The organism is Ornithinimicrobium cerasi (genome assembly GCF_003702705.1).
Classification (GTDB): domain Bacteria; phylum Actinomycetota; class Actinomycetes; order Actinomycetales; family Dermatophilaceae; genus Ornithinicoccus; species Ornithinicoccus cerasi.
On record NZ_QZMN01000003.1, the window covers coordinates 332881 to 346239 of the forward strand.

A 13359-nucleotide genomic window follows, 5' to 3' on the forward strand; every position below is an offset into this window, starting at 1 on the left:
GAGCCGGCCCAGCCCCCTCACGACCGCCTGGCGACCCCGGAGTACGTCCCACCCACGGCCACCTGCGCGTCGGCGCGGACCACCGCCCGCGCACCGTCGTCGCCGTCGAGGATGACCGTGGCGTCGATGGCGCCCCCCACCCGGGTGACGCCGGCATAGCTGAGCGCCCCCGACGTCGGGTCACCGAGCACCTCCCCGGAGAAGACCCCCTCGAAGCGGAAGACGTCGAAGGAGGTCCCGGGCGGCGACGCGAGCGCGTCGGAGCACGGGGCGAAGATCACGGCGGTCGTCGTGCCGACCGCCTCGCCGACCACGTCCCCGGAGAACGTCAGCGTGCCCTCGACCGTGAACTCGCACTTGTTGCCCCGCACGTCACGCGCCTGCAGCGTCGGGAAGTCGACGGAGGCCACGAACGACCCCTCGGCCCGCTGCGCCCCCGCGTCGGTGCCGGCGGCGGCGACCGCCGCGGTCGCCGGCACGAGCAGGAGGCCCGCCACGAGCGTGCTGGTGATCGTCCGTGCTCGCGTCGTCCTCATGGCCGTTCCCCTCTCGTTCGCCGCACCCGTTCCGGTATGCCGAGCACGTGCCCCTCGAGTGTGGCACCGAGCCGCCGGGCGCGGGTCACGGTGAGCCGTAGCAGCGTCGCCAGCAGGACGGCGGCGAGCGCCCAGCCCCAGTAGTCGGTCGCCAGGGTGGTGGTCCACGCCAGCGGGTCCGGCCAGCCGCCCCAGGTCGACAGAGCGCCGGAGAGCGAGACCAGCCCGACGACACCGGCCACCACGACCGAGACCGCCGTGACCCCGACGTTGTACCGCCGCAGGCGCTCGGGCCGCTCGGCCGCACGGCCGTAGGCCAGCCGCGCCACCCACCCCTCCAGCAGGTCGAACGTCGACATGCCCGCCGCGAAGAGCACGGGCAGCGTCATCACGGCCCACCACGGCAGCTGGGCCACCCCTGCCGAGCCGGCGAGGACGAGCAGGCTCACCTCGGTGGCCGTGTCGAACCCGAGACCGAAGAGGAGTCCCACGACATACATCTGACGAGGTGTGCGGATCCGGGTGCCGATGCGGTCCAGCACCGCGGTCACCGGCCCGGCGGGGCCATGACCGCCGGAGGACCGCAGCGACACGACGTTGACCGCGGCGATCACGAGCAGGAAGACCCCGGCGACGAGCGGACCCCACACACTGGTGAACCGGTTCCACGTCGACTCGGCGCTCGTGGCCTCACGCACGAGGGTGGACAGCCCGGCCGCCACCAGCCCGGCCAGCACGACGACCACGGTGGAGTGGCCGAGGGAGAACCAGAACCCCACGTTCGTCGCCGGCCGGCCCTCCGCGACGAGCCGCCGGGTGGTGTTGTCGATCGCCGCGATGTGGTCCGCGTCGAACGCGTGCCTGGCCCCGAGGGTGAAAGCGGTGATGCCGACGGCGACGCCGAGGACCTGACCCTCCACGCCGCCCAGCTCCAGCCGGGCCGGCGCCACGAGCAGCATCAGGCCACCCCAGCCGACGAGGTGGAGGAGGAGGACCGCGAGCGCGGCCAGGACCATGCTGCGGCGCTCGACCGCACTGAGGGTATGCCGTGGTGCCACGTCGGTGCCAGACCTCGCGATGGCGCTGCTCACCCGTCCGATCGTACGTGCGACCTCAGCCGGGTCCCTGGCCGGCCGAGGCCCGCGCCGCCCGGGCCACGCGGGCGGTGATGTCCTCCAGGGCCGTCACCAGCTCCGGCGGGTCGAGCACCTCGAAGTCGGCCTCGAACATCAGCAGCCAGGCCGCCAGCGACGGCCACGACCACGACCCGACCTCCACGGTGCACGAGCCGTCGCCGCGGGGGGTGACCGTGCCCTGGTCTGGCCGCACCCAGCGGGCGACCTGGGCGGCGGGGGCGTGCAGGACCACCCGCCCGCGGGCCGGCCACGCGTCCTCGTCCGGCGGCCGGACCAGGTCGGCGACCACCGCGTCCGAGAGCTCCCGGGCGGTGAAGCGCGGACCGACCGGCGCCCGCGGCCGCATCCGGTCCACCCGGAAGGTGCGCCAGCCGTCCCGGTCGAGGTCCCAGCCCACGGCATACCAGCGGCGCCCCCGGCTCACCAGCCGGTGCGGCTCCACCCGGCGCAGCGACGCGATCCCCTCCTTGTCGGTGTAGTCGAAGCGCAGCACCTGGTGGTCCCGGCAGCACTCGCCGACCTGCAGCAGCACGCCGGGGTCGACCGCGACCGTCGGGGCTGACGTCGGTGGCACGGCGAGCACCTGGAGGGCGTCGACCCGGTGCCGCAGCCGTGAGGGCATCACCTGGCGGATCGTCGCGAGCGCCCGCACCGCGGCCTCCTCCACCCCGACCACGCCGAGCGCCGCGGTCTGCAGCGCGACCGCGACGGCGACCGCCTGCTCGTCGTCGAGCAGCAGCGGCGGCAGGTCGGCGCCGGGGGCCAGCCGGTAGCCGCCGGCCGGCCCCTTGGTCGTCTGCACCGGGTAGCCCAGCTCGCGCAGCCGGTCCACGTCGCGGCGCACGGTGCGCCGGCTCACCCCGAGCCGGTCGGCGAGCGCCTCGCCGGGCCAGTCCCGCCGCGCCTGGAGCAGGGAGAGCAGGCTGAGCAGCCGTCCGGACGGGGTGGTCATGTCCTCGAGTATGCCGGGAGGTAGAGGTCAGGATCTGACCTCTACCGCTTCTATCGTCGGGAGGGAAGGGAGCCGGACGACGGACAGCGACGGCTGACAGCGGACACGGGAAGGGCGGACCATGATCGAGGCGAGGGGGCTGACGAAGGACTTCGTCAGCCGCAAGGAGACGGTGCACGCGGTGCGGGGCGTCGACCTGGACGTCGGGCGCGGCGAGACCGTGGCGGTCCTCGGGCCGAACGGCGCCGGGAAGACGACGACGATGCGCATGCTCACCACCCTGATCGCCCCGACGGCGGGCACCGCCCGCGTCGCGGGGTATGACGTGGTGGCCGACCCCGCGCAGGTGCGCCGCCGCCTGGGTTACGTCGGGCAGGGCAACGGCGCTGGCCACGGCCAGCGGGCGCTGGACGAGCTCTACGTGCAGGGGGTGACGTTCGGCCTGGAGCGGCGGGCGGCGCGCTCCCGGGCGCAGGAGCTGATGGCGGGCCTGGACCTCGCCGGCAAGGAACGCACCAAGGTCTCCGAGCTGTCCGGTGGGCAGCGTCGCCGCCTCGACGTCGCGATGGGGCTCATGCACGCACCCGACCTGCTCGTCCTCGACGAGCCGTCGACCGGCCTCGACCCCCACAACCGGGCCAACCTGTGGGAGCACATCAGCGCGCTGCGCACCGAGCACGACATCACGCTGCTGCTGACCACCCACTACCTCGACGAGGCGGACACGATGGCGGCGCGGGTGGTCATCGTCGACGACGGGCGGATCATCGCCGACGACACCCCCGAGGTGCTTAAGACCCGGCACGCCGGTGACCGGCTCATCGTCACCACCGCGACGGCGGAGCAGACGGCCCGCCTGGCCGCCCGGCTGGAGGCCCGGCTGGAGGCGTGGGAGGGCACGAGCGGGGTCGAGCTGACCGGCACGACGCTGCGCGCCGGCATCGTCGCCGGGTCCACCCGGGTGACCGAGCTCGTGCGGACGGCGGACGCGGACGGCATACAGGTCACCGACGTGCAGGTGCGCAGACCCACGCTGGACGACGTCTTCCTCGCCCTCACCGGCCGCAGCCTGCGCGAGGCCGACACCGCGACCACGGGCGAGGGGGCGGCGGCATGAGCACCACGACCCTGACCCCCACGGGCACCGCCACCCAGGGACCGCCGCGACGTTCCCTGGTGCGGGACACCACGATCGTCCTGGCCCGCGAGCTGCGGCCGACCCTGCACGACCCCTTCTCGGTCGTGTTCTCCCTCGTGCAGCCGATCTTCTTCCTCGCGCTGTTCGGGCCGCTGCTGGCCGGCAACCTCGGCGGCGGGCTGCCCGGCGGCGACGTCTGGCAGTGGTTCGTCCCGGCCATCCTGGTGATGATCTCGCTCTTCGGCTCGAGCACGGTCGGGGCCAACCTGCTCTACGAGATGCAGACCGGCGCCCACGAGCGGATGCTCGTCACCCCGCTCGCCCGCTCGTCGCTGCTCGTCGGGCGGGCGCTGAAGGAGATCGTCACGCTCGTCGCCCAGGCGGCGGTCATCGTGCTGGTGATGCTGCCCTTCGGCTTCCGGCTGCACCCGCTCGGCGCGCTGACGGGTCTGGTGCTGCTGGCGGTGCTCGGCGTCGGCATCAGCTCGTTCAGCTACGCCCTGGCGCTGGCAGTCCGCAAGCAGGACTGGATGTTCTGGGTCGTGCAGCAGACGGTGCTCTTCCCGGTGATGATCCTCTCCGGGATGCTGCTGCCGCTCGAGGGCGGCCCGGGCTGGATGCGCGCTCTCGCGCGCCTCAACCCGCTGACGTATGTCGTGGACGCCGAGCGGGCGCTGTTCGCCGGGGACCTGCTGGCGGCGCCGGTGCTGTGGGGCTTCGGAGCGGCCGGGGTGACCGCCGCTCTCGGGCTGGCACTCGGGATACGCTCGATGCGGCGCAGCGACTGATCAGGCGCTGACCCTGGGCCCGACGTCGGCGACCAGGTCGCGGTAGATGCCGACCAGGCGCTCGGCCGCCGCCGAGCTGTCGAACCGCTCGGCGATGCGCGCCGAGGCCTGCTGCCAGGTCGCGTACACGGAGGGGTCGTCCCGCAGGAGGGCGACGGCGTCGGCGAACGTCGCGTCCTCGCAGCGGAGGACGTCGTCGCCGAAGGTGTCGTCGTACTCCGGCAGGTCGCGCGCGACGACCGGCAGGCCGACGCCGGCGGCCTCGAGGATGCACATCGGGTGGTTCTCCTGCTCGGCGGGCAGGCAGAACACGTCGGCGGCCTGCAGGTAGCGCCTCACCTCCGGGTGGGGCACCACGCCCGGGAAGAGCAGGTTGCCCGGCGCCCGCTCCATGAGGCGACGCATCGCGCCATACTCGGCCCCCAGGTGCTTGAACGGGACCCCGCCCACCCAGATGAGCACGACGTCCGGGTGCCGGCGCGCGAGCTGCTCGAAGACGTCGATCCGCTTGCGCGGCTGGACCTGGCCGACGCCGACGACGACGAACGCGTCGTCGGCGATGCCCAGGTGCCGTCGCGCGGCGGTCCGGTCCGCCGGCGTCGTCCGGTAGGCCCGCATGTCGACGGTGTTGTGCAGGACCTCGATCCGCTCCGCGGGCACCCTGAGCTCGTCCTGCAGGACCCGTGCCACCGTGCCCGAGACCGCGAGCACCCGGTCGGCCCGGCCGTAGAACCACCGCATGTAGCGCCGCGCGAGGGGGCGCCAGTACCTCGCCAGCCGGATGGAGCCGACCAGGGAGTCGGGGATGACGTGGGCCGACACGACCTTCCTGGCCCTCGGGTCGAGGATCTTGCGCCACATGGCCGACCCGAGCGTGTGGAGGTGGTACACGTCGCACTCCACCGACTCGCCGTAGCCGCCCCGCACCAGCGTGACGTCGTCACGACGCTCCAGCGCCAGAGCCAGCTCGACGTAGGCCGTGTGCACTCCGTGCCCCTGCACCGAGACGTCGCTCTCGCTCGCCATGTTGACGACGAGGGGGGTGTCCTCCTCCGTCTGCCTCGCGCTCACGGGGCGAGCCAGGGCACGAAGGCCCGCACGAGCGCGAGCACCCCGAAGATGTAGGCCAGGAGCGCCCACGGCTTGAGCGCCAGGACGATGAGGAGGAAGGAGCGGAAGCTCATCCTCGACACCCCGGCGAGGTAGCAGAGGAGGTCGTCCGGCCCGACGGGCATCGCGATGGCGACCGCGAACCACCGGGGGAAGTGCCGGTGCCGGACCCGGCGCAGCCACCTGTCGACGGTGGCCGGACGGAACCGGGCGGCGAGCAGGTCAGCACCGACATGGCGCGACAGGAGGAAGACGGCGACCGAGCCCAGGCAGGTGGCGGCGTAGGCCGCGAGCGTCCCGACCACCGGGCCGAAGAGCAGGGGTGCGGCGATGATCGTGATCGAGCCCGGGAAGACCGGGAAGAGCGCCTCGCTGGCCCCGACCAGTGCGAAGACCGCGGCCGCCCAGAGCCCGAAGCCGGCGAGGAAGGCCTGCAGCTGCCCGACCGAGGTCAGGACCCCTGACTGCACCCCCCACGCCACGAGCAGCGCGCACCCCAGCCAGCCGGCGACGGTGGCGCGGCGTGACCAGCGCAGGAAGGTGGTCGCCGTCGGTGTCGGCCGGGCGGAGAGGGTCGGGTGCGGGCCGGCGACCGCGACGGTGCTCATGCCGCCCACCTCGCCGTGCCGACGCAGCCGCGGGCCCGGTCGTAGGTCGCGCAGACGGCGTCCACGAAGGCGGCCCGCCCGAACCCGGAGGCCGTCTGCACGGCCCCGGAGGACCACCGACGGCGCAGCGCGGGGTCGCGCAGCAGCCAGGTCATCGCCGCGACGAACTCCTCCGGCTGGCGGTAGCGGCGGCCGTTGTAGCCGTCCAGGACGACCCCGTCGAGCGAGCCGTCGTCGCGGCAGATCACCGGGACCCCGCTGGCCAGGGCCTCCAGGAAGGTCAGCCCCTGGGTCTCGCTGCGGGAGGCGGAGACGAAGACGTCGGCGAGTCGGTAGTAGTCGGGCACGTGGGCCGGGTCGACGGCACCCACGAAGCGGACCCGGTCGCTCAACCCGAGACGCTCCACCTGCTGGCGCAGGGTCCCGGCCTGCGGCCCGTCGCCGGCGACCACCAGCTGCCACCGCTCGTCGCGGACGCGCGCGAGCAGGTCGACGACCTCGGTCACGCTCTTCTCCGCGGCGAGCCGGCCCAGGCTCAGGATCACGGGTATGCCGGGGGTCAGGCCGAGCGAGTCCCGCAAGGTCTGCGAGGGGGTCCCGGGGGTGAACCGGGACAGGTCGACGCCGGTGGGCACGACCGCGATCGGGACGCGGACGTCATACCCGCGGAGCAGCTGCTCGACCTTGGCGGTCGGCGCGATCACGGTGGTCGTCCGGTTGAGCGTCTGCCGCGCGAAGCCGGCGCACAGGGCGCGGCCGGTGCGCTGGTGCGGGAAGAAGTAGTGGGTGTAGTCGGCGTAGAGCGTGTGGTAGGTGTGCACGTGCGGCGCCCCGAGCCGGTGGGCCAGGCGGCGGGCCCACCAGAAGGCGACGAACTCGGTGTGCGAGTGGAGCACGTCCGGCCGCCAGGCGACGAGGTCGGCGAAGGTCTCGGCGTCGACGGGGCGTCCGAGCCGCGCCTGCGGGTAGATGTGACGCGCGTCCACGGACGGGAGGCGGTAGACGCTGCCGTCGAAGGTGGTGCGCCGCACCGGACCGACGGTGAGGACCCGGACGTCGTGGCCGGCCTCGATCAGACCCTTGCGGAGCTCGTCGATGGAGGTGACCACTCCGTTGACGGTCGGCCGGTAGCAGTCGCTCAGCAGCAGCACGCGGCGTGGCCGGACGGCACGCCGACGCGCGCCGGGGCGGCTCATGGACATCCCCATGCCCTGATGGTGTCGGATAAGGGGCCTTTGCTGCATCATCCTGGGGTCGACGGCGAGTCCGACCAGGGGATGAGGTGTGCGCCGAACGGGTGGATCGGCAGGCTGGGTGCGGGAGGCAGCGGCGAGCGGCATGTCCCCAGACTGGCGGGGAGGGGGAGGGCGGACCAGGGTGGAGGCGGCCCGGTCGCAGGGGGGACAACCCCCGCGGCGGCGGGGGCGGCGCGGCCACGGCAGCACCGTGACCGATCGTGGTGGTCATCACGACCACGATCGGTCACCCTGGCATACCACCGCGTGGCCGGGAGGGAGCGCATCACCGAGCTGCCGTGAGGTCGTGGACTGCCCAAGTCTTGACCTGCGCCATACCCCGTCTTGACCGGGACCGGCCTAGCGTGACGAGGGCGCCTCCCGCCAGTTCCGTCCGACGAAGGGTCCCGCATGTCCCGCACCACACGCCTGCCCCTGGTCGGGCTCACCGGCCTCGCCCTCGCTGCGGGAGCCCTGACTCCCGGCCTGGCCGCAGCCCAGGAGGACCCACCGCAGCGCTACGTGCCGATCGGTGGGGGCTACGACGTCTCCACCCTGGAGGGGTTCGGTGCCGGGGCCGCGGAGCACGCCACGGACGGCACGGTCGACATCTACGTCATCCCGGCCACCTACGGCGACGACCCGGCCGATCGCGAGGAGAACCTCGAGCTCGCCCAGGAGCGCGCCGACCAGATCGACGCCGCGTGCGAGAGCGTGGTCACCGCACCGACGACGTGCGCGACCACGCTGCTGCCGATCCTGCAACGCTCGGACGCGATGGACCCGGCCGTCTCGGCACCGCTGCGCGAGCCGGGCGTGGACGGCATGTACGTCCTCGGCGGCGACCAGGTCCTGGCCATGCAGGTCCTGGCCAACAGCCCAGCGGAGGAGGCGACGGAGACCGCCTTCGAGCGCGGCGCCATCGTCGGCGGCACCAGCGCCGGCAACGCCGTCGAGTCCCGCTCGATGGGCGCCGGCTACCCCGCGCCCGGTTGGCCCTACAACGCGCTCGAGCGCGACATGTCGATCATCTTCTGGGGCGACGACCTGGCCTCCGACGAGCGCGGCCTCTCCTTCGGCTCGGAGCAGATCATCTTCGACCAGCACTTCTACGAGCGGGGGCGGTTCGGCCGTCTCCTGTCCTGGGTCGGTCAGTCGGTGGAGCGGTATGGCGAGCCCGGCAAGCTGGGCATCGGGGTGGACTGGGGCACCGGCCTGGTCGTGACCGACGACGCGCTGGCCGCCGATGCGTTCGGCGTGAGCTCCAGCGCGATCATCGACGCGAGCCGCGCGACGGGTCTGGACTGGGTCGGGCCTCGCGACACGCTGTCGGCCGACGACGTCCTGACCCACCTGCTCGCACCTGGCACGGGCCTGACCTACGACGTGACCGGCCGGTCGGTCTCGGTGGACGGCACGGTCGTCGAGCCGGGCGACCGCGCGGCCCTGCCGGACCTGTCGATCGGCGGCCGGGGCAGCCTGTGGCTGGGCGGCGGGCAGAACAACCGGGCGACGTCCGAGCCGCTGGCCGAGTTCGTCGACGCCGCCCGGAGCGCGCGGCCGGGGTCGCGCGGGGGCCCGATCCTGCTGGCCACCGTGGCCTACGCCGACGCCGACGCGCGGGACCGGGCGGTCACGTCATACTCCTCCGCCCTGCGCGCGGTCGGCTGGACCGGTGCGATCGAGGTGGTCGACGCCGGAGACCTGTCCAGCTCTGCGGTGGCTCGTGCCGCCGGGCTGCTCGTCGTCGGGGGCGACCAGTCCCTGCTCGGCGACGCGGTCTCGGACCGGACCCTGGGCCGGGTCCTGGCCCAGGCGGTCCAGCAGCCGGGACCGGTGATGACCGACGACGCCGCCACCGCGCTCCTGGGCAGCACGTATGTCGCCGACCCCACCCCGGGAGAGGCCGACCGCAGCTTCGCCGACGACGCGATCGCGATGTTCCGTGCCGACGAGGTCGACACGCGGGAGGGGCTCGGCCTGGTCGACGGCTACCAGCTCGAGCCGTGGCTGACCTACGACTACCGGTGGGGCCGGCTCTACGGTGCGGCCTACGACCGCCCGGACGTGGTCTCGCTCGGGATCAGCGAGCAGACCGCGCTGCGCGTCGACCGCGATGGGGCCCAGCTGACCGGGCTGCGCTCGGCGATCGTGGTGGACGGCCGTTCCGCCGACTGGATGGTCGGGAGCAACGGTGCCCTCGGTGCGGCGAACGTCTGGATGGACGTGCTGGGTCCGGGCGACCCGATGCCGTGAGCGAACCCCAGGGTGCGCGGTGGGGAACGCAGCCCTAGGGTCGTCCGTCCCCGAGGGCCTCTTCCTTGATGACCTGCGCCGCCTCCTGGGGGGCCCCCGGGGCGTTCCCATGCGTCAGCCAGCTCCTGTCGACGGGCGCGGTCCCGGGCGAGAGCGCCCGAGGCCAGGGCGAGCGTCAGCGCCTCCTCGAGCCAGGCGAGGCGCTCGCCCGGTGTCGACGCGGAGCGCGCCCGGATCACGGCGCGGGCGTCTGAGGTGCCGCGCCACAGATCCTCAGCCTCGGTGCTCATCGTCGTCCAGCGTAGGAAGGCCCGTCGTGGGGTTTTCGACCATCACGTCGAGCAGTACGACGCCATCGTCACCTACGGCGTGACCTGGGACCTGCACGGCAGCCCAACCCTGCTGGCCAGCAACCCGGGGAACGACGGGGACTCTTTCCCCCGTGTGATCAACGACGCCGGTCAGGCCGCGGGGGGTGCTTGGTACGGCGACTTCTTCGAGGGTCACTTCGCGGCGGCGCGCTGGCCGTCGCCGGACGTCATCGAGCCGCTGGGCCTGCTGCCCGGGGGTGGCTACAGCGAGGTCTACGGGCAGTCCGAGGGCGGCTGGACCGTCGGACTGGCTGACCACTTCGACCCCGACAGCCCCGGCGCGCTGCCGTGGGGGGCCGTCGACCACAGCGTGCTCTGGACCGACGACCCCGACGCGGCGCGGGTGCTGCCCAGCCCGTACGCGGTGGCGGAGGGGGCAGGACGACGGCGGGGAGCTCGTGCCGACGACGCACACGGCGTTCTGGGAGGAGCCCGCGGACGAGGGTGTGGCGCTGAGCAGCCTGTCGTCCGAGGAGAGCACCAGCCGCGTGGCGCAGGACGGGTCCGGCCAGCCGAAGGCATACCACCGCGACCTGGTGCGGGAGCGGGTCACCGGGCGCCCGTGAGGAGCGGCCGGCGACCCGCCCGTCTCACAGCTCGTCGCGCCGCAGGAGGTCGACGACGTGGTCGGCCTGCCGCATGGCCAGCGCCACGATGGTCAGCGTCGGGTTGGCCGCGCCGCCGGTGGTCATCACCGACCCGTCGCTGACGAAAAGGCCGGGGACGTCGTGGGCCTGGCCCCACGCGTCCAGCGGCCCGTCCTCGGGGCGCTCGGCCATCCGGCAGGTGCCCAGGTTGTGGGTCGCGGGGTACGGAGGCGTGTGGTGGACGCCCCTGGCCCCGACGGCGCGGTAGAGCTCGTCGGCCGCCCGGTAGGCGTAGCGCCGCATGGCCGCGTCGTTGGGGTGGTCGTCGAAGTGCACGTTGGGCACGGGGAGGCCGTGCTGGTCCTTGACGTCGGTGTTGAGGGTGACCCGGTTGGAGGCCTGCGGCATGTCCTCGCCGACGATCCACATCCCGGCGGTGTTCCGGTAGGCCTCGAGCAACTGGGTGAACTCGCGCCCCCAGGAGCCGGGCTCGACGAAGCTGGCGAGGAAGGCCGGCCCCAGCGAGAGGGTCTCCATGTAGAAGCCCCCGACGAAGCCGCGGGCGGGGTTGTGGGACGCCTCGTCGGCGATGATCCCGGCCATGGTCTCGCCGCGGTACATCCGCACCGGCTCGTCGAAGCGGGCGTAGGCCGAGCCGGTGAGGTGGCGCATGTAGTTGCGCCCGACCTGGCCGGAGGAGGAGTTGGCCAGCCCGTCGGGGTGGAGCGGGGAGTCGCTCATGAGCAGTAGGCGCGCGGTCTCGATGGAGTTGCCGGCCACGCAGACGACGCGGGCGGCCTGCCGGTGCAGGGCCCCGTCGGCGTCGAGGTACTCCACCGCGTCGACCTTGCCGGCCGGGTCGTGGGTGATACGCACGGCATGGCACTGGGGGCGGAGGTCGACGTTGCCGGTCTCCAGGGCCCGGGGGATCTCACGGACCGCGATCGACCACTTCGCGCCCGACTTGTCGCCCTGGAAGTTGAAGCCGTCCTGGATGGAGGCCGGACGGCCGTCGTAGGGCTCGGCGTTGGTGCCGTAGGGGCCGGTGGCGTAGTACTTGTAGCCCACCCGCTCGGCCCCGTTGGCGAAGACCTTGTAGTTGTTGTTGGCCGGCAGCGGCGGGCGGCCGTGCCGGTGCGTGGACCCGATCGCCTTCTCCGCCCGGTCGTAGTAGGGCTCGAGGTCCGCCAGGGTGATCGGCCAGTCCAGCAGGTTGGCCCCCTCGACCGGCCCGTAGGTGGACAGGGCCTTGAACTCGTGGGCCATGAACCGCGGGGTCGCGCCCGACCAGTGCGTGGTGGTGCCCCCGACGGCCTTGACGATCCAGGCCGGCAGGTTGGGGAAGTCCCGGGCGATGCGCCAGGAGCCCGACGTGGTGCGCATGTCGAGCCAGGCCATCTGCGAGAAGGCCTCCCATTCGTCGTTGACGTAGTCCTCGCGCTGCAGGAACGGCCCGGCCTCGAGGACGACGCAGCGGACCCCGTTGGTGGCCAGCTCGTGGGCCATCGTGCCGCCGCCTGCGCCGGAGCCGATGATCACGACGACCGGGTCGCCGTGCTCGATCGGCTTGCCGTGCTGGGTCGGACGGGCGTCGGTGATCTCGCTCATGCGTCCGCTCCCTGGGTGTCGGAGGTGATGATGTCGGGGCGGGGCTCGCCGTCGTACTCCTCGATCCGGGGGTCCGGCAGCCAGTCCAGGTCGTCGAAGCCGCGGTGCAGGTAGCCGCCCTGGTCCACGCTGGGGCCCTCGTAGCCGAGCAGCTCCCAGACCTCGTGGTCGTCGTAGAGGGCGACGACCGCGATCCCGCGGATGGCGCGGAAGTAGGGCTCCTCGGAGTACTCCCGCAGCCAGTGGGTGACGGTCTGCTCGTCGACCGAGCAGAAGTCGCCACCCGCGATGACGTCGAGCTGGTCGAGGTCGGGGCCCAGGGTCCGGGCCAAGCGCTGGTCGTCGGCCGTGGCGGCGATCACGGCGTCGGCGGTGCGCTCGTAGGGCCCGTCCGGGAACGAGTCGTGCGGGTATGCCGCGCGCAGCAGTCTGACCAGGATCGCCCTCTGCCGCTCGGTCAGCTGCGCCGGCTCCCCGGCCACCGCCGCGCTGGTGTCGCGCTTGATGTCGTCGGGATCCTTGGCGCCTCGTCGGTCTGCCTCGTGCCTCTGGCTCACGGACTGCCTCCTTGCAGGTCGACCACCTCTGTGTGACCTGCGCCACGCTAGCAACGCCCACCGACACCGCCAACCCCCCGACGGGGTGAGGGACGGGTGGCCTTGCGGCCCGGCGGCAGGCTCGGGAGGATGCCGTGCATGTACTTCATCGTGGTGAAATTCCCCGTCAAGCCCGAGTCGGCCGACCGCTGGATGGACATCGTCGCCGACTACACGTCCGCCTGCCGCTCCGAGGAGGGGAACCTCTTCTTCGAGTGGGCGCGCAGCGTGGAGGACCCCAACGAGTTCGTCCTCATCGAGGCCTTCACGGACGAGGGTGCCGCCGCCCACGTCCAGAGCCCCCACTTCCAGCAGGGCATCGACGCCATGCGCCCGCACATCACGGCGACCCCCAAGATCGTCTCCCGCCAGGTGGACGGCGACGGGTGGGACGCGATGGGTGAGCTCCAGGTCGACTGAGGGCGGGGACCGCGTCGC

The 13359-nt window shown here is 73.1% G+C and carries 13 protein-coding genes; 5 read left to right on the forward strand and 8 right to left on the reverse strand.

From position 1 onward, the window contains the following. Nucleotides 1–17 precede the first annotated feature (17 nt). The 3 genes from D4B81_RS05175 to D4B81_RS05185 are packed head-to-tail and all read right to left on the reverse strand — an operon-like array spanning nucleotide 18 to nucleotide 2624. Nucleotides 18–536, reverse strand: a complete 519-nt coding sequence (locus tag D4B81_RS05175; protein WP_122261384.1) for a hypothetical protein — start codon at nucleotides 534–536, stop codon at nucleotides 18–20. After that, nucleotides 533–1627, reverse strand: coding sequence for a HoxN/HupN/NixA family nickel/cobalt transporter (locus D4B81_RS05180; RefSeq protein ID WP_202613571.1), 1095 nt, complete (start codon nucleotides 1625–1627; stop codon nucleotides 533–535). The genes D4B81_RS05175 and D4B81_RS05180 overlap by 4 nt, the downstream gene beginning before the upstream one ends. A gap of 22 nt (nucleotides 1628–1649) precedes the next feature. Further along, nucleotides 1650–2624 carry a helix-turn-helix transcriptional regulator gene (locus D4B81_RS05185; RefSeq protein WP_122261386.1) on the reverse strand — a complete coding sequence of 325 codons (975 nt, stop codon included), beginning with the start codon at nucleotides 2622–2624 and terminating at the stop codon, nucleotides 1650–1652. 121 nt (nucleotides 2625–2745) lie between these two features. Between D4B81_RS05185 and D4B81_RS05190 the strand changes: the two genes are divergently transcribed. Both D4B81_RS05190 and D4B81_RS05195 read left to right on the forward strand, forming a co-directional pair. Next, nucleotides 2746–3741 (forward strand): ATP-binding cassette domain-containing protein, encoded by a 996-nt coding sequence (locus tag D4B81_RS05190; RefSeq protein WP_122261387.1) that lies wholly within the window; start codon nucleotides 2746–2748, stop codon nucleotides 3739–3741. Further along, nucleotides 3738–4550: an ABC transporter permease gene (locus D4B81_RS05195; RefSeq protein ID WP_122261388.1), complete on the forward strand. Its 813-nt coding sequence runs from the start codon at nucleotides 3738–3740 to the stop codon at nucleotides 4548–4550. Before D4B81_RS05190 ends, D4B81_RS05195 begins: the two co-directional genes overlap by 4 nt. Here D4B81_RS05195 and D4B81_RS05200 read toward each other — a convergent pair whose 3' ends face one another. Genes D4B81_RS05200 through D4B81_RS05210 form a run of 3 tightly spaced genes read right to left on the reverse strand, consistent with a single transcriptional unit; the run spans nucleotide 4551 to nucleotide 7476 of the window. After that, nucleotides 4551–5621 (reverse strand): glycosyltransferase family 4 protein, encoded by a 1071-nt coding sequence (locus D4B81_RS05200; RefSeq protein ID WP_122261389.1) that lies wholly within the window; start codon nucleotides 5619–5621, stop codon nucleotides 4551–4553. Next, on the reverse strand, nucleotides 5618–6268 hold the full coding sequence (locus D4B81_RS05205; RefSeq protein WP_122261390.1) for a TVP38/TMEM64 family protein: 651 nt from the start codon (nucleotides 6266–6268) through the stop codon (nucleotides 5618–5620). Before D4B81_RS05205 ends, D4B81_RS05200 begins: the two co-directional genes overlap by 4 nt. Beyond that, nucleotides 6265–7476, reverse strand: coding sequence for a glycosyltransferase (locus D4B81_RS05210; protein WP_237565822.1), 1212 nt, complete (start codon nucleotides 7474–7476; stop codon nucleotides 6265–6267). The genes D4B81_RS05205 and D4B81_RS05210 overlap by 4 nt, the downstream gene beginning before the upstream one ends. Nucleotides 7477–7914: 438 nt before the next feature. Here D4B81_RS05210 and D4B81_RS05215 point away from each other — a divergent pair, with 438 nt between their 5' ends. Beyond that, nucleotides 7915–9759: a type 1 glutamine amidotransferase family protein gene (locus D4B81_RS05215; RefSeq protein WP_122261391.1), complete on the forward strand. Its 1845-nt coding sequence runs from the start codon at nucleotides 7915–7917 to the stop codon at nucleotides 9757–9759. 769 nt (nucleotides 9760–10528) lie between these two features. Further along, nucleotides 10529–10696 (forward strand): hypothetical protein, encoded by a 168-nt coding sequence (locus D4B81_RS17985; RefSeq protein WP_161964992.1) that lies wholly within the window; start codon nucleotides 10529–10531, stop codon nucleotides 10694–10696. A 24-nt stretch (nucleotides 10697–10720) separates the two neighbouring features. Here the strand turns inward: D4B81_RS17985 and D4B81_RS05220 are convergent, their stop codons facing one another. Beyond that, complete coding sequence (locus tag D4B81_RS05220) at nucleotides 10721–12325, reverse strand: GMC family oxidoreductase (protein ID WP_122261392.1); 1605 nt, start codon at nucleotides 12323–12325, stop codon at nucleotides 10721–10723. Next, on the reverse strand, nucleotides 12322–12882 hold the full coding sequence (locus tag D4B81_RS05225) for a hypothetical protein (RefSeq protein ID WP_237565823.1): 561 nt from the start codon (nucleotides 12880–12882) through the stop codon (nucleotides 12322–12324). The genes D4B81_RS05220 and D4B81_RS05225 overlap by 4 nt, the downstream gene beginning before the upstream one ends. Nucleotides 12883–13020: 138 nt before the next feature. On the opposite strand from D4B81_RS05225, the gene D4B81_RS05230 reads away from it, so the two are divergent. Further along, nucleotides 13021–13341 (forward strand): putative quinol monooxygenase, encoded by a 321-nt coding sequence (locus tag D4B81_RS05230; RefSeq protein ID WP_122261393.1) that lies wholly within the window; start codon nucleotides 13021–13023, stop codon nucleotides 13339–13341. Nucleotides 13342–13359: the final 18 nt, after the last annotated feature.

Excerpts from the sequence above, each read along its gene's own strand:
- D4B81_RS05210 (WP_237565822.1), bottom strand. The coding sequence starts at position 7,476 with ATGGGGATGTCCATGAGCCGCCCCGGCGCGCGTCGGCGTGCCGTCCGG.
- D4B81_RS05215 (WP_122261391.1), top strand. The coding sequence starts at position 7,915 with ATGTCCCGCACCACACGCCTGCCCCTGGTCGGGCTCACCGGCCTCGCC.
- D4B81_RS05220 (WP_122261392.1), bottom strand. The coding sequence starts at position 12,325 with ATGAGCGAGATCACCGACGCCCGTCCGACCCAGCACGGCAAGCCGATC.
- D4B81_RS05185 (WP_122261386.1), bottom strand. The coding sequence starts at position 2,624 with ATGACCACCCCGTCCGGACGGCTGCTCAGCCTGCTCTCCCTGCTCCAG.
- D4B81_RS05195 (WP_122261388.1), top strand. The coding sequence starts at position 3,738 with ATGAGCACCACGACCCTGACCCCCACGGGCACCGCCACCCAGGGACCG.
- D4B81_RS05175 (WP_122261384.1), bottom strand. The coding sequence starts at position 536 with ATGAGGACGACGCGAGCACGGACGATCACCAGCACGCTCGTGGCGGGC.
- D4B81_RS05205 (WP_122261390.1), bottom strand. The coding sequence starts at position 6,268 with ATGAGCACCGTCGCGGTCGCCGGCCCGCACCCGACCCTCTCCGCCCGG.
- D4B81_RS05190 (WP_122261387.1), top strand. The coding sequence starts at position 2,746 with ATGATCGAGGCGAGGGGGCTGACGAAGGACTTCGTCAGCCGCAAGGAG.
- D4B81_RS05230 (WP_122261393.1), top strand. The coding sequence starts at position 13,021 with ATGTACTTCATCGTGGTGAAATTCCCCGTCAAGCCCGAGTCGGCCGAC.